Annotated in this window: 21 protein-coding genes; 9 read left to right on the top strand and 12 right to left on the bottom strand. The window is 67.9% G+C overall.

What is annotated here, in order from left to right:
- Positions 1-23 precede the first annotated feature (23 nt).
- Positions 24-203: a hypothetical protein gene (locus tag ACZK4Z_RS16385; protein ID WP_049398314.1), complete on the bottom strand. Its 180-nt coding sequence runs from the start codon at positions 201-203 to the stop codon at positions 24-26.
- A 126-nt stretch (positions 204-329) separates the two neighbouring features.
- Between ACZK4Z_RS16385 and ACZK4Z_RS16380 the strand changes: the two genes are divergently transcribed.
- Genes ACZK4Z_RS16380 through ACZK4Z_RS16370 form a run of 3 tightly spaced genes read left to right on the top strand, consistent with a single transcriptional unit; the run spans position 330 to position 2330 of the window.
- Positions 330-908 (top strand): RNA polymerase sigma factor, encoded by a 579-nt coding sequence (locus ACZK4Z_RS16380; RefSeq protein WP_032129359.1) that lies wholly within the window; start codon positions 330-332, stop codon positions 906-908.
- Entirely contained in the window at positions 905-1438 is a 534-nt protein-coding gene (locus tag ACZK4Z_RS16375; protein ID WP_032129360.1) for a hypothetical protein, read from the top strand. Before ACZK4Z_RS16380 ends, ACZK4Z_RS16375 begins: the two co-directional genes overlap by 4 nt.
- 10 nt (positions 1439-1448) lie before the next feature.
- Positions 1449-2330, top strand: coding sequence for a DUF4097 family beta strand repeat-containing protein (locus ACZK4Z_RS16370; RefSeq protein WP_032129361.1), 882 nt, complete (start codon positions 1449-1451; stop codon positions 2328-2330).
- A gap of 49 nt (positions 2331-2379) precedes the next feature.
- Here ACZK4Z_RS16370 and ACZK4Z_RS16365 read toward each other — a convergent pair whose 3' ends face one another.
- The 3 genes from ACZK4Z_RS16365 to ACZK4Z_RS16355 form a co-directional block, all read right to left on the bottom strand.
- Positions 2380-2562, bottom strand: coding sequence for a hypothetical protein (locus tag ACZK4Z_RS16365; RefSeq protein ID WP_005410566.1), 183 nt, complete (start codon positions 2560-2562; stop codon positions 2380-2382).
- 11 nt (positions 2563-2573) lie between these two features.
- Positions 2574-2825, bottom strand: coding sequence for a YkgJ family cysteine cluster protein (locus ACZK4Z_RS16360; RefSeq protein ID WP_005410565.1), 252 nt, complete (start codon positions 2823-2825; stop codon positions 2574-2576).
- Positions 2826-3096: 271 nt separating this feature from the next.
- Positions 3097-4458 (bottom strand): Hsp70 family protein, encoded by a 1362-nt coding sequence (locus ACZK4Z_RS16355; protein ID WP_032129362.1) that lies wholly within the window; start codon positions 4456-4458, stop codon positions 3097-3099.
- 191 nt (positions 4459-4649) lie between these two features.
- On the opposite strand from ACZK4Z_RS16355, the gene ACZK4Z_RS16350 reads away from it, so the two are divergent.
- Positions 4650-4985: a zinc ribbon domain-containing protein YjdM gene (locus ACZK4Z_RS16350; protein ID WP_010482882.1), complete on the top strand. Its 336-nt coding sequence runs from the start codon at positions 4650-4652 to the stop codon at positions 4983-4985.
- A gap of 6 nt (positions 4986-4991) precedes the next feature.
- Here ACZK4Z_RS16350 and ACZK4Z_RS16345 read toward each other — a convergent pair whose 3' ends face one another.
- Positions 4992-6146 (bottom strand): tetratricopeptide repeat protein, encoded by a 1155-nt coding sequence (locus tag ACZK4Z_RS16345; protein WP_032129363.1) that lies wholly within the window; start codon positions 6144-6146, stop codon positions 4992-4994.
- A gap of 228 nt (positions 6147-6374) precedes the next feature.
- Here ACZK4Z_RS16345 and ACZK4Z_RS16340 point away from each other — a divergent pair, with 228 nt between their 5' ends.
- The 4 genes from ACZK4Z_RS16340 to ACZK4Z_RS16325 all read left to right on the top strand — a co-directional run bounded on the left by ACZK4Z_RS16340 (position 6375) and on the right by ACZK4Z_RS16325 (position 9240).
- Positions 6375-6977, top strand: coding sequence for an HD domain-containing protein (locus ACZK4Z_RS16340; protein WP_125893954.1), 603 nt, complete (start codon positions 6375-6377; stop codon positions 6975-6977).
- A 50-nt stretch (positions 6978-7027) separates the two neighbouring features.
- A complete protein-coding gene (locus tag ACZK4Z_RS16335) occupies positions 7028-7201 on the top strand; it encodes an oxidoreductase-like domain-containing protein (RefSeq protein WP_049398321.1) in 174 nt (57 codons plus the stop codon).
- Positions 7198-7815, top strand: a complete 618-nt coding sequence (locus ACZK4Z_RS16330) for a DUF998 domain-containing protein (protein ID WP_032130397.1) — start codon at positions 7198-7200, stop codon at positions 7813-7815. The genes ACZK4Z_RS16335 and ACZK4Z_RS16330 overlap by 4 nt, the downstream gene beginning before the upstream one ends.
- A 78-nt stretch (positions 7816-7893) precedes the next feature.
- A complete protein-coding gene (locus ACZK4Z_RS16325) occupies positions 7894-9240 on the top strand; it encodes a virulence factor family protein (protein ID WP_053092114.1) in 1347 nt (448 codons plus the stop codon).
- A gap of 1038 nt (positions 9241-10278) precedes the next feature.
- On the opposite strand, the gene mprF is transcribed toward ACZK4Z_RS16325, so the two are convergent.
- Positions 10279-12843, bottom strand: coding sequence for a bifunctional lysylphosphatidylglycerol flippase/synthetase MprF (gene mprF / locus ACZK4Z_RS16320; RefSeq protein ID WP_125893956.1), 2565 nt, complete (start codon positions 12841-12843; stop codon positions 10279-10281).
- 192 nt (positions 12844-13035) lie between these two features.
- On the opposite strand from mprF, the gene ACZK4Z_RS16315 reads away from it, so the two are divergent.
- A complete protein-coding gene (locus ACZK4Z_RS16315; RefSeq protein ID WP_005410556.1) occupies positions 13036-13383 on the top strand; it encodes a RidA family protein in 348 nt (115 codons plus the stop codon).
- A gap of 146 nt (positions 13384-13529) precedes the next feature.
- Here the strand turns inward: ACZK4Z_RS16315 and rnfB are convergent, their stop codons facing one another.
- From rnfB to ACZK4Z_RS16285, 6 genes are all read right to left on the bottom strand, one after another.
- Positions 13530-13943 carry an Rnf electron transport complex subunit RnfB gene (gene rnfB, locus ACZK4Z_RS16310; RefSeq protein ID WP_080291848.1) on the bottom strand — a complete coding sequence of 138 codons (414 nt, stop codon included), beginning with the start codon at positions 13941-13943 and terminating at the stop codon, positions 13530-13532.
- A gap of 25 nt (positions 13944-13968) precedes the next feature.
- Positions 13969-14559, bottom strand: a complete 591-nt coding sequence (locus ACZK4Z_RS16305; RefSeq protein WP_125893997.1) for an HAD family hydrolase — start codon at positions 14557-14559, stop codon at positions 13969-13971.
- Between the two features lie 78 nt (positions 14560-14637).
- Positions 14638-16725, bottom strand: coding sequence for a methionine--tRNA ligase (gene metG, locus ACZK4Z_RS16300; protein ID WP_293799413.1), 2088 nt, complete (start codon positions 16723-16725; stop codon positions 14638-14640).
- A 101-nt stretch (positions 16726-16826) separates the two neighbouring features.
- Positions 16827-17270, bottom strand: a complete 444-nt coding sequence (locus tag ACZK4Z_RS16295; RefSeq protein WP_071228702.1) for a DUF2147 domain-containing protein — start codon at positions 17268-17270, stop codon at positions 16827-16829.
- Between the two features lie 268 nt (positions 17271-17538).
- Positions 17539-17943 carry an SMU1112c/YaeR family gloxylase I-like metalloprotein gene (gene gloA2, locus ACZK4Z_RS16290; RefSeq protein WP_197616005.1) on the bottom strand — a complete coding sequence of 135 codons (405 nt, stop codon included), beginning with the start codon at positions 17941-17943 and terminating at the stop codon, positions 17539-17541.
- Positions 17940-19010, bottom strand: a complete 1071-nt coding sequence (locus tag ACZK4Z_RS16285; protein ID WP_197616006.1) for a serine hydrolase domain-containing protein — start codon at positions 19008-19010, stop codon at positions 17940-17942. The genes gloA2 and ACZK4Z_RS16285 overlap by 4 nt, the downstream gene beginning before the upstream one ends.
- Positions 19011-19023: the final 13 nt, after the last annotated feature.

The following is a 19023-nucleotide window of genomic DNA, read 5'->3' as shown; positions in this document are numbered from 1 at the left end:
GGCGGCGGGAACGGCCCCTGATGTTACCCGGCGCGTGCGGGGGATTCGACCGCCGGGTTCCAGGCCACGCACACCAGTTCCTGGCGGTGCTGCTGCAGGCAGGCGCGGCCATTGTCGGGACGCAGCTGCAGTGACAGGCCCAGCGCCTGCAGCAGGACACAGGCGGTGATCACCAGCAGGGCGGCGCAGGATGGGCTGGACATGGCAGGACTCCTGGACGGCAATTTCGCGAAGGACCTTTCATGGATGCAGCAGCCACCCAAAAGGTTGCATGCCATCGATCATCGATCGGCTCTAAACCTTTTCCCGGGTCGCCGCATCCAAGCGATATGCTCGACACCACCATGCCCGCGCCGCCTGCCGCCAACGACGCCGTCGATGAACCCGCCCTGGTGCGGGCGGCGGCCGCCGGTGACACCGCTGCCTACGAACTGCTGTACCGGCGCCACGCGCCCCGTGTATTCGCTGTGCTGTGGCGGCTGTGTGGCGGCCAGCAGGCACGCGCCGAGGACGCGCTGCAGGAAGCGTTCCTGCAGGCGTGGAAGGCGCTGCCGGGCTTCCGTTTCGAGAGCAGCCTGTCGACCTGGCTGCACCGGCTGGGCGTCAACGCGGCACTGATGGAGCTGCGCGGACGTGCGGGCGGGCAGGATCACGACAGCCTCGACGAAGTGGACGGAGGGTTGCAGGAGCTGGCAGTGCACGATCGTTGCGCCGGCACCGAACGCGACCTCGAACGGGCACTGTCGACACTGCCGCCACGGGCACGTGCGGTACTGGTACTGCACGACATCGAAGGCTGGAAACACCAGGAAATCGCCGAACAGCTGCAGATGGCCGTCGGCAGTTCCAAGGCACAGTTGCATCGTGCGCGCGGCCTGTTGCGCGCACGGCTGGGAGACATGACATGAGTACACACGACCACGATTCCGACCACGATCTGCTGGCCCGGCTGCGCGCGCTGCCGACCGAACGCGGCGTACCCACCGATGGCTGGGCACGCCTGTCGGCGCAGCTGCCGCCGCGTGAACCGCAGGCGGCACCTGCGCCGGGCGACAACGTGGTGGCCCTGCCAGCGCGCTCGCGGCGTCGCTGGTGGCTGCCGGTCGGTGCGGCGTTGGCGGCCAGCCTGGCGCTCTACGCGGTGGCACCGTGGCGGCATGCGCAGCCGGAGGTGCCGGTACCTTCAGCGCTGCAGCTGCAGGCGGCGGCGATGACCGAGCAGTACCAGCAGGCCGTCGCTTCGCTGCCCGATGGACGGGCGCCGGAATGGCAGCCGGCGCTGCACGAACTGGATGAAAGCGCAGCGCAGATCCGTGCCGCCTTGGCGCAGGACCCACGTGCGCCGCACCTGCTTGGCCAGCTCAAGCGCACCTACGCGCTGCGGCTGGAACTGACCCGGCAGGCGGCCTATGCCGCCGAGTCCGGCTTGACGACCTGAGGAGACCCCCATGACCCGAACCCTGATTTCCTGCTGTGTCGCGCTGCTGCTGGCCCCTGCCGTGGCGCTGGCCGACACCCGCATCGACGAGCGCCACACCCTGGCCGCGGGCGGTCGCATCGAGCTGAGCAATGTGGCCGGCAAGGTGACCGTGCGTGGCTGGGACCGCAATGACGTGCAGCTCACCGGCACGCTCAGCGACGGCCTGCAGCTGCGTCAGGAGAAAAGTGCCAACCGTGTGCGCTGGGAGATCGAATACCCGCGCCGCAGCAGCAATGGTGGCGCGACGCTGGTACTGAACGTGCCGCGCTCGGTGGAGCTGCTGCTGAGCACGGTCAGCGCCAGCCAGGACATCAGTGGCATCGATGTGCGACGGCTGCAGGCCGACACGGTCAGCGGCAGCCTGAGCGCGGCTGGCCGCAGTGGCGACAGCAAGCTCAACACGGTCAGTGGCAGCGTCAGCGCACGCCTGCAGACGCCGAAGCTGGACGTGAACACGGTCAGTGGCCGGATCGAGGCCGGCGGCGGCGTGTCCGGTGATATCGGTGCGCAGACGGTGTCCGGCCGGGTCGAGGTGGATGCCGGGCGCGTGCAGCGGCTGGCGGTGGAGACCGTCTCGGGCAGCATCGATCTGGCAGCGGCCGGGTTGGCTCCCGGCGGCCGCATCAACGTCGAATCGGTCAGTGCCTCGGTCACGCTGAGCCTGCCGCGCACGGTGTCGGCACAGCTGTCGGTGAACAGCTTCAGCGGATCGATCAACAGCGATGCCGGGCAGGTGGAGCGGCCGCGCTATGGGCCGGGCAGCCACCTCGATACGCGTCTGGGCGGCGGTGATGGTGACATCCGCATCCAGTCGCATTCGGGCAGTGTGCGGGTACGCCTGGACCGCTGAACGCGATCCGGCAGGCCGCGGCGGCAGCGCCGCCGCGGTCGATACTGGGTCAGCTGGCTTTCTTCAGCGCCCAGGTGGTGCCGAGGACTTCGATCTTGCCACCGGCCTTGCGGAACGCTGCCAGGTCCGAAGCGATCGAATCGCTGCTGACCACAGTGCTGGCGGCCGCGCCCTTGCGTTCGCTGCGGATGCTGTTGCTGGCCTTCGCGGGGGTCTTTGCCTTGCGGGGCATGGTTGCTCCTGTCAGGTGGAAGGGGAGGAAAGCGCCCAGGCATCGGCCTGGCGCAGGTAGTCCTGCCGCTCGCGGCGGCAGTCATCGCCGCCCATCGAAAACTGGCGGCAGATCGCCGGGCGCTGCGAATAGATCGTGCAGCGCAGGTGATAGGGATCGATCGCCGCGCACCAGCCTTCCTCGTTGCGCGCCATCACGGCACGGCCGTGGGTGTCGCGTGACAGGAACTGGCCGGGCACGTGGTCGCCGGGCTGCAGCAGCACGGGCAGCCGGCAACAGACCGCGTCACAACGGCGGCAGTCGATGGGTGCAGGTGCTGCGTCAGGTTGTAAGGCCACAGGGGCCTGGCGGGTGCCCAAAGCGGGTCTCGATGGCGGCTCAGGTGCTGCGCGGACCATGAACGAGCCAGGAAGGCATGGCCGCTAGGCCCGCGGGGCGGGCCAGGCTGCACTGTGGACACACACCGGCGTGGCCGGCGGAAGGTGCAGCGTGGTTCTAGCCGACCAAGAGTAACTTAGACCGCGTAACGTTTTGTTAATCCTGGCTGGCTGCCGCCAGCGCAAGGCCCTGGACCACGCCCAGCGAGGGCTCGCCGTGGACCATGCGGGCCCCCGGGAAGGCCTCGGCCACGGCCTGGCGCAGGTAGCCGGCACGGGACATGCCACCGGTCAGGAACACCGCGTCCGGGTCGCCGCCGATGTCGCTGCGGACCTGGGCCAGCAGTTCGCGGATCTGCTCCAGGTAGCCATGGGCGGCGGCGGCCAGGCCGTCGGCGCTGCTGTCGGCATGCAGGTCGCGGGCGATGTAGTCCAGCGTGCTGCGGTGTTCGCTGGCGGCGCTGAGGGCAATCTTGGCGCGTTCGACATCGCGGTACAGGCGGGCGGTGTTGCCGGTGTCCTGCAGGGCCTGCAGGCGAGCGCCCCACGGTTCGTCGACATGGTCGTATTTGTGCTGGCGGAAGTCGCGCTGGCGCGTCATGTCCTGCACGGTGGCGGCTTCCACGTAGTGGTGGGCGGGCACGCGGGTGATGCCGCGGCCGAACAGCGGCATGTAGCTGGACAGGCTCAGCGCCAGATCGATGTCGGTACCGCCACGGGCGATACCCCAGGCGCGGTGGATGCGCGGCGCAGCATCGCCACCAACCTCGGCGTGGGCGATATCGGTGGTACCGCCGCCGATGTCAACGATCACCGCCTGGTGCCGCTCGCGGCTTTCGGCGTGGTAATGCATGGCCGCCGCGGCCGGTTCCTCGAGGAAATCGATCTGGTCGAAACCGGCCTGGGTGGCGGCTTCGCGCAGGATGTCCAGTGCCTGATCGTTGCCGGCCGCGCCGATCGAGCTGCGGAACTGCACCGGGCGGCCGAGCAGGGCGGCACGCAGCGGCTGGCCAAGCTGGGCGCTGGCGGTCAGGCGGATGTGCTCGAGGATGTGCGCGGCGATGCCGGTGATGGTCTGCTTCGCGCGCGGGTGCAGGTTGTAGCCCAGCATCGACTTCGGGCTCTGCACCAGGTTGCCTTCGTGTTCCTCGAAATAGGCTTCCAGCGCGTCGTCGCCGTAGACCGCGTTCTGCAGCAGGTCGCTGGCGCTGCGCTCCTTGCCGGCGCGGGCTTCCATCCATTCCCGGCGCAGTGCGCGCAGGGCTTCGCGGCGCAGCGCCTGCGGCGTGCGTTCCTGGCCGGCGGCGCGGGCCGCGCGCGCGGCGCTGTCGATCATCTGCTGCAGCTCGTGTTCCTGGCCGGCGTCGAGCTGGAAGTCGTCCGGGTCGGGCACCACGCCAGGGAAGTACACGCTGGTACGGAACTGCTCGGCGTCGCCGAAGCGGATCGGCAGCAGTTTCCCCTCATGCACGATGGCGGCGGCGGAGTTGCTGGTACCGAAGTCGATGCCGAGGCGCATGGGGAGTTCCGGGGGCGATCAGGGGCCGCGCACTCTGCTGCAGTTCGTCGCCGACTGCAAGTTCCTGCGGCCTTCTGTTCTGGATGGGGGTTCCGGATCGGGTCATGCGAGCCGCCGGGCGCCGGCCGGAAAAGGGCAGCGAGCCAGGCGGTTACAATGGCGGCTGTTGATTCACTTTGAGGTACTTGCTGATGTCTTCTGCCCCCGCCTGCCCGCAGTGCACCCTGGAAAACACCTACGCCGATGGTGCGCTGTGGATCTGCGCCGACTGCGGTTTCGAATGGACCGCCGAGGAAAGCGCCGGTTCCACCCTGGTCGTGCGTGACAGCAACGGCAACACCCTGCAGGCCGGCGACACCGTCACCGTGATCAAGGACCTGAAGGTCAAGGGCTCCTCGATCCCGCTCAAGCAGGGCACCGTGATCCGCAACATCCGCCTGGTCGAGGATGACGCCGAGCACATCGAAGGCAACTCGGACAAGATCAAGGGCCTGGTCCTGAAGACCTGCTTCCTCAAGAAGGCCTGATCACCTTCAGCGCTTGGCCTGCTGCTGCGCGCGCCAGCGGGCCAGGCTGTCCAGTTTGGCCTGGTAGCGCGCCTGCTCCGGCGCGCCCCCCAGTTCCTGCGCACGCAGCAGTTCGCGATCGGCGCGCTTGAGCTGGCCAGCCAGGAAATAGACGCGTGCCAGCCCGAAGTGGAACTGATGCGCGGTGTCATACAGGCGCACGGCCTGCCGGTAATAGCGGATCGCCTGGTCCAGCTGGCCGGCACGTTCGGCCTTGGCGCCGAACATGTACTGCGCGAACGGGTCTTCGCGCTGCACCGACTTCAACCGGCGCTCAAGTGACTGTGCCTGCGCGGTCAAGCCCAGGCTGCGGAACAGTGCGGAGGCATTGGTCAGTGCGGCATCCTGGCGGCCCTCCAGCTGCAGCGATCGGTCCAGCGCCTGCCGCGCCGCCTCGTTGTTGCCTTCGCGGTGGTCGAGCACGCCAAGGTTGTTCCACACCGGAGCGAACCCGCTGTCCTGAGCCAGGGACGCGTCGAAGAATGCACGCGCGCCGACGAAATCACCGTCGGCGAGGCGCTCCGCACCCCGGTTGTTGTAGAAGTGCGCCAACGCCCGCGCACGGCTGACGGGAACCGGGCCGCGGCGGTCATAGAGCACATTGCGGTCCAGATCGACGGTACCGAAACGCCCACCGACGTCGACACCGGCGTTGACGTGGCCGACGCTGTAGACCACGCCCGCGTCCTGGTCCTGGTACCAGGACACCACCTGCCCGACTTCCTGCACGCGGGCCTGGATGCCAGCCTCCCGCGCAAGCGTCACGAACAGCAGGGTGAAGGCCAGGCAGTTGGCGCGGCGGTGCTGCCAGATATCGCTGACGGTGTAGGTCGCATTGGCGTCGTACTGCAGGTCCAGCCCGTGCTGGTCGAAGATCATCTCCACGAGCGCCTGCAGCCGCTGGTCGCGGGAGTAGCTGCGCTGGATCACCTGCTTCTGGAGCATCGCGCGCAGGTCCGCGGGAATGGCGAACACTTCTTCCGGGGTCGGCACACGTGCGGCCGACACGGTGATGGTCGGGGTCGTCACCACATCGGCGGGCGGTGCCTGGCCTGCGCCGAAGGCAGGAGCACAGAAGGCCAGCAGCGAAAGAGTGAGGCAATGGGCGGCAGAACGGTACATGACGGTTCCCGGCAGCGGCGGGCGCTCCCGCCTGTGGCGAGTGTATGCCCATGGATGTCCGGCTGCAGCGACCGTTGGTCGGCGCCGCGTTCATCCACAACCGGTGTGGACCAGCGCTCGACAAAGCTGTGGACAACTGGCTCCGGGCCCCGCCCGGCAAGCGTTGTGAGTGCGTGGTGAAAAAACCGCCAGCTTGCCCGGCGCCGGCGCAGGCGGGATGATCCGGTCATGGACTTCTCACCGCTGACGCTTGCCCCGGCGCAGTGGCAGGCGCTGCAGGACAGCTATGCAACGCCGCCACGGGCCTACCACCACTTCGGCCATGTGCGCGCGGTGCTGCAGCACTGCCAGGAGGTCGCCGACGGCCCCGGCTGGAAGCAGCCGGCCGAGATCTATCTGGCCGTGCTCTATCACGATGCGATCTACCAGGCGGGGCGCAAGGACAACGAGGCGCGTTCGGCGCAGCTGGCTCTGCAGGCGATCGCACAGGCGCCAGAGCTTGCCACTGTCGACGCCGCTCGCGTGGAGCAATTGATCCTGCTGACCGCCCGCCACGGCGCGCTTGGTCCGGAGGATGTGGATGCCGAGGCGGCGCTGTTCCTGGACTGCGACATGGCGATCCTGGCCGCGCCGGAACCGGTGTTCGCTGCCTATGACCGTGGCGTGGCCGAAGAATACAAAGGGGTGGTGCCGGGCTTCCTGTACCGTGCCGGCCGTCGCCGCTTCCTGCAGGGCCTGCTGCGCGCTCCGCGGATCTTCCTCAGCGAGTTCTTCCACCAGCGCCTGGACGCGGCCGCCCGTGACAACCTGCGACGTCAGCTGGGCGTTTGAGCCGGCCCGGTACACTGGTGACCTGTTTCCAATGATTGCCGTTTCCGACCGTGTCCGTCCCTGATCCCGATCCCCGCCCGCTGCCACCGGAAGAACCCGGCCCCAACGAGTGCTGCGGCAGTGGTTGCCCACTGTGTGTGCTGGACCTGTATTCCGATGAGCTGCAGCGCTACCGCAAGGCGCTGGCCGAGTGGAAGACGCGGCATCCAGAGGCCGCACCATGAGTCGTGCACGCCCGGCGGCGGTGCTGGCGCTGGTGGCACTGGTGCTGTTCGTGGCCACCGCGCTGTGGACCCAGGTCGCGCGCAGTGATCTGGACTGGGTGCGGGCGACCTTGAGCCTGTACCTGCACGGGCCGTGGGGGCTGGCATTGCGCGCTGCCTACTGCCTGCTGGCGCTGGCCATTGCGGCGCTTGGCATTGCGCTGTATCGAGGCAGCATCGGCCCGCGGCGCAGTGCGGCCGCACCATTGCTGTTCACGGTTTCCGCGCTGGGCCTGGCGACGGTCGCCATCGGCGACAGCTGGCTGCCTGAAGCAACACCGCTGCTGGCGCCGTTCATCCATGGGCTGGCAGCCAACACGGCGTTCCTGTGTGCCAGCGTCGGCATGCTGCTGCAGGCCTGGTATCTGCGCCGCGAACCGGGTTGGCAGTCCGCTGCGGGCCTGCTCTGGGGCTGGGCATGGCTGGCCTTTGTGCTGCTGTGGCTGCATGTGCTGTGGCGTGGTGGACCACCGCGTGGGCTGGGACAGAAAGTGGTGATCGCGGTGATCGTTGGCTGGCTGCTGTATCTGGCGATGGCGCTGTACCGTCGCAGCCGTCGGGCCGCGGCCCACTGAATCCCCAACGGCCTGCGCCGGTACGTGCCGTGCACGCGGCGGCGGCGTATCGTGTGCGCATTCCATCGGGGATGAGATATGAAGCGTGCAGGGCTGGGCAGGGCAATGGGGGTGGTACTGGCGCTGGCCGCGCTGCCGGCAACGGCGGCCGTGACCCCGCAGCAGTTCAGCCATGGGCGGTTCGAGCAGATTCCGGTGCACATGCCATCCGGCACGCCGCAACGGGTGGTGATCTGGTTCCACGAACCCACGGCCGGTGGTGACACCAGCCGTCTGCCGATCGAGGCCCTGCGTGCCGATGGCGCGCTGGTCGCGGCAGTGGACATTGCGCACCTGCGCGGTGTGCTCAAGCGCGAGGGGGACCCGACCTGTTCGTTCGGTTCCGGTGACGTCGAGAATTTCTCACGTTGGCTGCAGGCCTCGCTGCATCTGCCCGGCTACCACCTGCCGCTGGTCGGCGGTGATGGCGAAGGTGCCGAGATGGCCTATTCGCTGGCAGCGCAGGCCGATACCCAGGTGTTCGCCGGTGTACTGACCACCGGCTTCTGCCCGGACCACAACCACCAGCGCATGGTCTGCGGCGATGGTGTGAAGCACGACAGGCTGCAGCCGGCCGAACTGAATTTTCCGTGGTTGAGCGCGGCCGGTGACCGCGGCTGCAAGGTCGGCCAGGCCAGCGCGTTCGTGCAGCAGGTCGCGATGGCACGCGAGTTCAAGCGCACCGCGCGCGGTGATGCGTCACCGGGCCTGGTGGCTGCGGCACGGGTGATCGGCGCGCAGGCCGGCGTCAGCCTGGCACCGCCGCCTGCTGCACTGAAGGGCCTGCCCGTGGTGGAAATGCCGGCGACCGGCAGCGGCGATACGCTGGCGGTGTTCGTCTCCGGTGACGGTGGCTGGGCTGGCCTGGACAAGAACGTGGCGTCGTCACTCAACGAGCATGGCGTGGCGGTCGTCGGCATCGATTCGCTGCGCTACTTCTGGAGCGAGCGCACACCGAAGGGCTTTGCGGGCGACCTGCAGAAGATCATCGACCACTACCGCCAGCAATGGCACCGCGACAAGGTGATGTTGATCGGTTTCTCGCAGGGCGCCGACGTGCTGCCGGCCACCATCAACCAGCTCGACGCTGGCACCCGTGAGGCGCTGGAGCGCATCGTGCTGCTGTCGGTGGGCAGGAAGGCCGACTTCGAATTCCATGTCAGCAACTGGCTGGGCGGTGGCGGCGACGGCCTGCCGATCGCACCGGAAGTGGCCAGGCTGCCGGCGGAAAAAACGCTGTGCGTGTACGGCGACAAGGATGAGGACGCGCTGTGCCCGGATCTGCCGGCCAATGACGGCGTGAGGAAGGTGAAGCTGCCGGGCGATCACCATTTCGGTGGCGATTACGACCGCCTCGCCGAAGTGATCCTGAAGGGCGGGGTGTAGCGTTTGGTAGACGCCGATCTTGGTCGGCGCCGGGGCTGAAGGCACCGCGGGATGAGCGTGTCGACCAAGGTCGACACCTACCAGGCGCATGTAGCGTCGAGCCACGCTCGACGGCTGTTGGTAGACGCCGACCTTGGTCGGCGCTGGGGCTGAAGGCGCCGCGGGATGAGCGTGTCGACCAAGGTCGACACCTACCAGGCGCATGTAGCGTCGAGCCACGCTCGACGGCTGTTGGTAGACGCTGACCTTGGCCGGCGCCGGGGCTGAAGGCGCCGCGGGATGAGCGTGTCGACCAAGGTCGACACCTACCGGGTGGCATGTAGCGTCGAGCCACGCTCGACAGCTGTTGGTAGACGCCGACCTTGGTCGGCGCTGGGGCTGAAGGCGCCGCGGGATGAGCGTGTCGACCAAGGTCGACACCAACCGGGTGGCAGGTAGCGCCGGGCCATGCTCGACGGCTGTTGGTAGACGCCGACCTTGGTCGGCGCTGGGGCTGAAGGCGCCGCGGGATGAGCGTGTCGACCAAGGTCGACACCTACCCGGCGCATGTAGCGTCGAGCCACGCTCGACGGCTGTTGGTAGACGCCGACCTTGGTCGGCGCTGGGGCTGAAGGCGCCGCGGGATGAGCGTGTCGACCAAGGTCGACACCTACCCGGCGCATGTAGCGTCGAGCCACGCTCGACGGCTGTTGGTAGACGCCGACCTTGGTCGGCGCCGGGGCTGAAGGCACCGCGGGATGAGCGTGTCGACCAAGGTCGACACCTACCAGGCGCATGTAGCGTCGAGCCACGCTCGACGGCTGTTGGTAGACGCCGACCTTGGCCGGCGCCGGGGCTGAAGGCACCGCGGGATGAGCGTGTCGACCAAGGTCGACACTTACTAGGCGCATGTAGCGTCGAGCCACGCTCGACGGCTGTTGGTAGACGTCGACCTTGGTCGGCGCCGGGGCTGAAGGTGCCGTGGAATGAGCGTGTCGACTAAGGTCGACACCTACCGGGTGGCAGGTAGCGCCGGGCCATGCCCGGCGGATCGCGGCTTCAATTCCGCCGCGGATCCAGCGAGATCAGGCGCGTGGCATCCAGCAGCGCGGCCGGCAGATGCATGCCGCCGGGCGCGGCGAGATAGCGCGGCCGCCACTGCGGATCGAACTTCGATTTGAAGCGGCGCAGGCCACTGAATCCGTAGAAGCGTTCGCCGTGCCGCGCCAGCAGGCCGGCCAGTCGGTTCCAGCGACCGGCCAGCCGATGCTGTGCCAGCCCGGACAACGGTGCCATGCCCAGCGAGAAACGCGCATAGCCCTGCGCGCGGCCCCACAGGAACAGTTCGATGAAGAGGAAGTCCATCGTGCCCTTCGGTGCTTCGTTGACGTGGCGCATCAGGTCGACCGACAGCTCGGCGCCGGCCGGTGCCTGCCACAGGTTGGCGAACGCCACGATCTGGCCCTCGGCCTCTACCAGCGCCACCGGGAAGCGCACCAGGTAATCCGGGTCGTAGCTGCCCAGCGAGAAGCCCTTCTCATCGCCGGCCTTGTCTTCCAGCCATGCATTGGAAATTGCGTGCAGGCGCGGCAGCAGGCTGGGAATTTCCTCCACCGGTGCCACGCGGAAGGTCAGGCCACCGCGCTTGCCCCGGTTCCAGGCCTGGCGCAGATCGGCGCGTTCGCGGCCTTCCAGGCCGAAGTCGTGCAGCGGCACCATCGCTTCCTCGCCCAGCTTGACCAGGCCCAGGCCCAGGTCGAGGTAGGTCTGCCAGTAGGTCTCGCCCACCTGGTAGAACACCGGGCGCAGGCCCAGCCGGTCGGCTTCCTCGCGGAAGCGCCAGATCAACGCACGCGCCACGTCAGGCGGGCCGACCGGATCGCCCATCGCGATCAGCGAACCGCCGTAGCGCTGCATCATCACGAAGCCCTGTTTCGCGTCATCGCGCAGCACCGCCTTGTCGGCGGTCAGTACCAGGCAGGCCTGGGTATCGGTGGCACCGGCCAGTACCGGCGCCAGTGATTGCAGCGTGGCCTCGTCGGCGGCTGGCAGCGGGCTGCGCGTGCTGTGCAGCAGCCGCGCCAGGCCGAACATCACCAGCGCGATGGCCACCACCAGCAACGCACGCAGTGCGCGCGGTGCATTGCCCGACACCGCGAACTGCCACCACAGCTCGTTCTGGTATTCGACATGACTGTAGGTGAAGAACAGCAGCCAGGTGACCGCCACCAGCACCAGGCCGAGATTGCGCAGCCACGGCCACGACCAGGCTTCGTCCAGCAGGGCACCCTGGCGGTAGAACTCGCGGCGTGCGGCCCACAGTGCCATCGCCACCAGCACTGCCGAGACCGCGATCAACAGCTGGCCACCACGCAGCCACAGCGGCAGCGGGGTGATCACGCACACTGCCATCGCCAGCATCCACGCCGCATGGCTGCGCCGGGCCAGGCCCTGGCCGATCAGCAGCAGTGCAACGCCGCTGAGGCTGCCGATCAGATGGGATGTTTCCAGGATCGGCAGCGAGGCATTGACCAGGTGACGGCGCGGCGTCGGCAGCGTGCCGTCGATGACCAGCGCGGCGCCGATGCTGAACACCGCCAGCGCGATGATCTGCGGCAGCCACGGGCGCAGCGCGTTCCAGCCGGCGCGGGTTGCGCCGGCACTGGCCTGCAGCGGCTGACGCAGTGCCGGCGCGAGCGCGAGGAGCGTGGCCAGCACCAGCGGCAGTACGTAGTAGGTGACGCGGTAGATCAGTGCAGCCGCCAGCACCGCAGCCGGTGCCACCTGTGGCAACAGCTTCAACAGGCTCCATTCGAATACGCCCAGGCCCGCGGGAACCGTCGAGACCAAGCCGGCCAGCACTGCCACCAGGTACAGGCCGACGAAGCCCGGCAGGCCGGTCGGCGTGGAGTCCGGCAGCAGCACGTAGAACGCGGCACTGGCCAGCACCAGTTCGATCACGCTGAGCACGGTGACACCGATCATGGTGCGGCGGTCGGGCAGCCACAACGCATGACCGAATACGCTGAACTGCCGTCCATCGCGGCCGACCAGCAGCACCGTGGCGAGGTAGGCGAGCAACGCGACGATGCCGACGATACGTACCGCATTGGGATCCAGCGGCAGCGCCAAGGCTGCGGCAGCCGGTTCCATGCACAGCGCCACACTGATCAGCAGCCATGCACCGAACACGAAGCCGAGCGTGCTCATCAGCACCACCTGGCCGATCTGCGCCAGGTCCAGGCCGGCGCTGCGGTAGCCACGCAGGCGCACCGCGCCGCCGGTCAACGCGGCAAAACCCACGGTCTGGCCCAGCGTGTGCGCAAGGAAGGCGGTGATGCCGACGCGCGCGGGGTGCACGCGGATGCCGCTGCGACGCAGGCCGATGGCATCGAAACCGATCAGGCAGGCGTAACTGGCCAGGCCGAGTACCACGGTGAGCGCGATCTGCGTGCCGCTGAGCTGCCGGAACGCCTGGCGGATGGCGCGATAGCCGTGCTCGTCGAACTCGTTGGCCAGGCCGTGCAGGGCCAGGGCGAGGATCAGCAGGGGGATGACGATGGTGGCAACCCGCTTCCAGGTTGGCGTGGAAGAGGCAGTGGTGGAATCGACGGGGGCGGTCATCGGCGCAAGGGTGCGGCAGGAGGGGCGAGGGCGGTGTCAACGCGGGCGTGGCGCATCGTGCGCCTGTCATCGTCATTTGACCAGTGGGACCGTCCGAGTCCGGTAGTGACGTGTCGCGGAGGATGCCCGTGCACCCACCGTCGACCGGTTTGGAGGACAATGCAGGCCTGATCAACCGCAGGAGCCACGCCCATGATGGAGCGTTACGACGTCGGACCGCGCATGTCCGAAATGACCGTATACAACAAGGTCGCCTATCTCTCCGGCCAGATTCCGGAAGACACCAGCCAGGACATCACCGGCCAGACCCGGCAGGTGCTGGCAGAAATCGACAAGCTGCTGGCGTTGGTCGCCAGTGACCGCCAGCACGTGCTGCGCGCCGAGGTGTTCCTGGCCGACATGGCTGACTTCGACGGCATGAACAAGGCGTGGGATGAGTGGGTGGTCGAGGGTGCGACCCCGGCGCGTGCCACGGTCGAGGCCAAGCTGGCCCACGCTGACTGGAAGGTCGAGATCGTAGTGACGGCGGCGGTACCGTAACGGCAGGCAAGGTCAGGTCCCACCAGCGGAGGGTAGAGTCGACGGTTAGTCGACTATCGCGCGCAGCGCGGGGTTTTGCGCCGCCGGAACGAAGAGCAGTCGACAAACAGTCGACTCTACCCCGCCGCTCCACTGCCGGTTGGTGGCTATGTTGGCACCAGCTCGATGCAGTCCACCGGGCACGGTGGAATGCACAGCTCGCAACCGGTGCACAGATCGGCAATGACCGTGTGCATGTACTTGGCGCCACCGACGATGGCATCCACCGGGCAGGCCTGGATGCACTTGGTGCAGCCGATGCAGTCGGCTTCCACGATCAATGCCACCTGCGGCGCCTTGTGCTCGCCGCGCGAACGATCAAACGGAATGGCGGGTACGTCCAGTACCTGCGCCAGTGCGCGCGCGCCAGCGTCGCCGCCCGGCGGGCAGCGGTCCACGCCTGCCTCGCCGCGCGCCATGGCCTGCGCGTACGGGCGGCAGCCGTCGTAGCCGCATTGCCCGCATTGGGTCTGCGGCAGCAGGCGGTCGAGGCGTTCGGTCAGGGGAGGAATCAGGCTCATGCGTGGCGAAGGCTGCGCGTTGGGGTTACTTCAAGGGTTTGCCACGGAACCAGCGCTCGTGGGCCAGCGCCAGCATCGGCTTGTCCTCGGAACTGTCACCGTAGGCATGGATGCGCACGTAGCGTGACAGATCGAACTGGCGGCGGATGTGCTCGACCTTGCGCGGGCCGCAGTCGCCACCGGCATAGCGACCTGTGAGACGGCCGTCCTGGCTCTCCAGCCGGTTGCAGATCAACTGCAGGTCCAGCTGTTCGCACCACGGCCGCAGGTACAGGTCCAGCGAGCCGGACACGATCACCACGGTGTGCTGCTGTTCCTTGTGCCAGCGGATCTGCTCCAGCATTTCCGGGCGCACCACGTCGGGCAGGAACTCACGCGAGAAGCCGGCTGCCAGCGTGGCGATGTCATCGCTGTGGCGGTCGCTGAAGGTCAAACGGGTGACGCGCGCGCGGATGCGCTCGGCCGAGATCAGCTTCAGCTTGTACGCGGCCAGCCACGGGCCGACCTTCCACCACGCCTGTGCCAGCTGTTCGGCCGTGGCCACGCGGCGCAGGAAACGGCCATAGGTATCGCAGGTGGTCACGGTGTGGTCGAAGTCGAACAGCGCCAGTTCCATTCCGTTGCCTCCCATCGCGTTGCCTCCGGTGACCGGTGCTGCCGGCGGGCGTGGCCGCAACCACGCCCGCTGCGGGCATCAGCGGACCGGCATGCCCGGCTGCGCGCCGCTGTCGGCGTCCAGCAGCGCCAGCGCGCCGCCGTCGAAACCGGCCGACAGGATCATGCCTTCGCTCAGGCCGAAGCGCATCTTGCGCGGGGCCAGGTTGGCGATGAACACCACACTGCGGCCGACCAGCTTCTCCGGCTCGCCGTAGCTGGCGCGGATGCCGGAGAAGATCTGGCGCTTGCCCAGCTCGCCGGCGTCCAGTTCGAAGCGCAGCAGCTTGTCAGAACCTTCCACGAACTCGCAGACCAGCACCTTGCCGATGCGCAGGTCGAGCTTGGCGAAATCGTCGATGCCGATGTAGGCCGGAGCATCGGCACCCTTGGCTTCGTCCTTGGCCGGTGCCGGTGCCGGTGCGGCCGGCTTGGCGGCGTCGGTCTTGGCGGCGGGGGCGGCAGCGGCGGCCGGCTGCAGGGTGTCCTTGGAGGCGTCGATCATGGCGTCAATCTTCTTCGGGTCGATACGGGTGAACAGCGGGGTGTAATCGGTGATGCGATGGCTCAGCAGCGGCTGCGCCAGTTCGGTCCAGTCGTTCACCGGTGCGGCCAGGAAGGCTTCGGCCTGTGCGGCGGTGGCCGGCAGCACCGGCTTCAGTGCGGTGACCAGCACGCGGAACAGGTTCAGGCCCTGGCTGCACACCGCCTGCAGCTGCGCGTCGGCGCCTTCCTGCTTGGCGATCACCCACGGCTTGACGTCGTCGATGTAGCGGTTGGCTTCGTCGGCCAGGGTCATGGTCAGGCGGATCGCCGCGGCCGGATCGTTGCGCTCGTAGGCTTCACGGATCGGCGCCAAGCCGTCGACGAAGCGCTGGTACTGCGCCGCATCGGGCAGCTGTGCGGCCAGCTGGCCGTCGAAACGCTTGCTGATGAAGCCGGCACAGCGGCTGGCCAGGTTGACGAACTTGCCGACCAGGTCGGCGTTGACGCGGGCGATGAAGTCACCCAGGTTCAGGTCGAGATCGTCGACGCCACCGCCGGACTTGGCCGCGAAGTAATAACGCAGCGCTTCCGGTTCCAGGCCGGCATCGAGGAACGTACGCGCCATCACGAAGGTGCCGCGCGATTTGCTCATCTTGGCGCCGTCTACGGTCAGGTAGCCGTTGACGTGCAGGCGGGTTGGCGCGCGGTGGCCGGTGCCATGCAGCACCGCCGGCCAGAACAGGCCGTGGAAGTTGACGATGTCCTTGCCGATGAAGTGGTGCAGCTCGGTGGCGGTGCCGGCGCGCAGATGCGCTTCGAAGTCTTCGCCGAGCTTGCCGCACAGGGTCTGGAAGCTGGACAGGTAGCCGATCGGCGCATCCAGCCAGACGTAGAAGTACTTGCCCGGCTGGCCCGGAATCTGGAAACCGAAGTACGGTGCGTCGCGCGAGATGTCCCACGCGCGCAGGCCACCTTCGGCATTGAGCCACTCACCCAGCTTGGCCTTCACGCCCGGCAGGGCGACATCGCCGGCCAGCCATTCGCGCAGGAATGCATCGAAGTGGCCCACCTCGAAGAAGAAGTGCTCCGAATCGCGCATTTCCGGCGTGGCACCGGAGATGACCGAACGCGGCTCCTTCAGGTCGGTCGGCGCATAGGTGGCGCCGCAGACTTCGCAGTTGTCGCCGTACTGGTCGGGGCTGCCGCAGTTCGGGCAGATGCCCTTGACGTAGCGGTCGGGCAGGAACATGCCCTTGGCCGGGTCGTAGAACTGCGCCACCGAGCGGCGGCTGATGTGGCCGGCCGCTTCCAGCTTCAGGTAGAACTGCTCGGTCAGCGCCTTGTTGGCCGCCGAATTGGTCGAGTCGTAGTGATCGAAGGCCACGCCGAAGGCGGCGAAGTCACGTTCGTGACTGGCCTGGATGTTGGCGATGAAGGTTTCCGGGGTGACCCCGGCCTTCTCCGCGGCCAGCATGATCGGCGTGCCGTGGGTGTCGTCGGCGCAGACGAACCAGGCCTTGCCGCCACTCATTCGCCGCGCACGCACCCAGATGTCGGCCTGGATGTAGCCGACCAGGTGGCCCAGATGCAGCGGGCCGTTGGCGTAGGGCAGGGCGGTGGTGACGAGCGCGGTACGGGTCATGGTCGCGGGGTGAAGCCGAGGGGAACCGCAGAGTATCGCATGCCCGCAACGACGTGACCCGGCCGAAGCCGGGTCACGGGGATGAAGCGGGGCCTGGGGGCTTATTCGCGCTGCCAGGTCTGCGCGCGGCAGATGAAGGCAATGCAGCCGGACACGTCCAGCTTGGTGCCGCCGGGCTGCAGTTCCATCTTCGACTTGTAGGTCTTGCCGTTGGCCGGGTCGAGAATGGTGCCGCCGGACCACTTGTTGGCGCCGTCGGCCTTCAGGTTCCAGAGAATGGTCATGCCCTTCACCGGCTTGTTCTTGTTGGCGCCTTCACAGCCGTCGCAGACCGGGTTCGGGCCCTTGTCCGAGTGCAGGATGTCGACCACCTTGCCGGTCAGCGTGCCGTTGGCGGCCTGGCTGATCTCGACGATCGACTTCACCTTGCCGGTTTTGTCGTCGATGGTCTTCCAGCGGCCGGCGGCGCCGTCGGCGGCCTGTGCCGACAGGGCGGCCAGGCACAGCGGCAGTGCCAGCAGCAGGGTCTTGAAGGTCTTGCGCATGGTCCCCTCCCAGGGTTCATTCCGGCACGCTGCCGGCATGGGTCGACTGTATACCCATTCGGCGGGGTATGGGGAAGGGGGGCTTTGCAGGGCTGCGCCCTGCACCCGCGGTAGTGCCGGCCGCTGGCCGGCAACCTCAACGGCAACGGCAACGGCAACGGCAAAACCGCCCCGCCTCCGACAGATTTCTGCGGCTGTTGGTAGGTGTCGACCTTGGTCGACACGGTAGATCCACGCCATGCGTGGATGAATCTCGATTGAAGAACGCTCAACCGACTTCGTACAGCTCCAGCGGCAGGTCGTCGGGGTCGGCGAAGAAGGTGAAGCGGCGGCCGGTGTATTCGTCCACGCGGATCGGTTCGCATACCACGCCATGCGCGGCCAGACGCTGGATGAAGGGTTCCAGCCGGACGACGCGGAACGCGAGGTGGCGCAGGCCCTGGGCTTCCGGGCGGCTGGGACGGGGCGGCGGCGAGGGGAAGGAGAACAGTTCCAGCTGGCCACCGTCGGGCAGGGCCAGGTCCAGCTTCCAGGAGTCGCGCGCGCTGCGGTGGTTCTCGGCCAGCACGCGCAGGCCGAGGATGCGCACGTAGAAGTCCTTCGAGCGTGCGTAGTCGCTGCAGATCAGTGCGGCGTGGTGGATGCCCAGTAGGGCGTCGGCATCGCGGGTCATTGCAGGGTGTCCAGCCAGCGCTGGGCGATCTTCAGCGCCAGCGGATAGGGTTCGGGGTCGTTGCGGTTGGTCAGCACGATCACGGTCAGGTGCTTCTCCGGGTGGCGCACGATCACGTTGCGGAAACCGATGCTCTCGCCGCTGTGCCATTGCACCGGCCCGTTCAGGCGCCAGCCGAAGCCGTAGTGCGGCACGTCGGCTTCAGGCGTCGACGTGGCCGGGCTGAACATCGCGCGGCGCGAGGCCTTCGACAGCAGGCGGTCGTCATACAGCGCGGCATCCCAGCGGGCGAGGTCGTCCAGCGAGGAATAGATGCCGCCATCGCCGAGCACGGCGCTGGTGGTGCTCTGGTCGGTGCGTTGCCAGCGACCGTCGATCCAGCTGTAGCCATAGGCACGTGCTGGCACCGTATCGACACCGTCCTGGTGGGCCACGGTGTGGGCCATGCCCAGCGGCGCGAAGACGCGCTGCTGCAGGAAGGCGGCGAAATCCTGGCCGGAGGCGCGGCCGACGATCATTGCCAGCAGTGCATAGCCGCTGTTGCTGTAGCGGTACTGCGTGCCCGGTGCGAAGTTCAGCCGGTCCTGGCGCGACAGCAGGGCCAGCACATCGGCATCGTGTACCTGCCGTGTGTCCGCCGGGTCCATCAAGTCTTCGTAGTCGAGCAGGCCGCTGGTGTGCGAGAGCAGCTGGCGGATCGTGATGGTCGCTGCAGCCGGCGGCAACTCGGGCAGCCACTGCCGGGCCGGCTGGTCGAGCCCAAGCCGGCCATCCTCCACCAGCAGCAGTACCGCCGCAGCGGTGAACTGCTTGCTGACCGAGGCCAGCCGGAAGTTGCTGGCCGGGGTGACTGCGGTGCCGTCCTCCACCACCGCCAGGCCGTAGCCGCGGCGGAATACCGGTTGCCCGTCGTGCAGTACCAGCACGGCGGCGCCGGGTACCTGGCCATCGTAGGCCTGCATCAGGCCGTCGATGCCCGCATCCGGTGGGGTCAGCACCGGTGCGGCGGAGGTGGCCAGCGGCAGCAGGCCCAGCACGGCGGCGAACAGAGCGACGGCAGGGCGCATGGCGGCTCCGGAG

The sequence above is a fragment of the Stenotrophomonas sp. 71799_Sma genome, from assembly GCF_056482505.1.
This window is presented reverse-complemented; position numbering and strand designations above follow the sequence as displayed.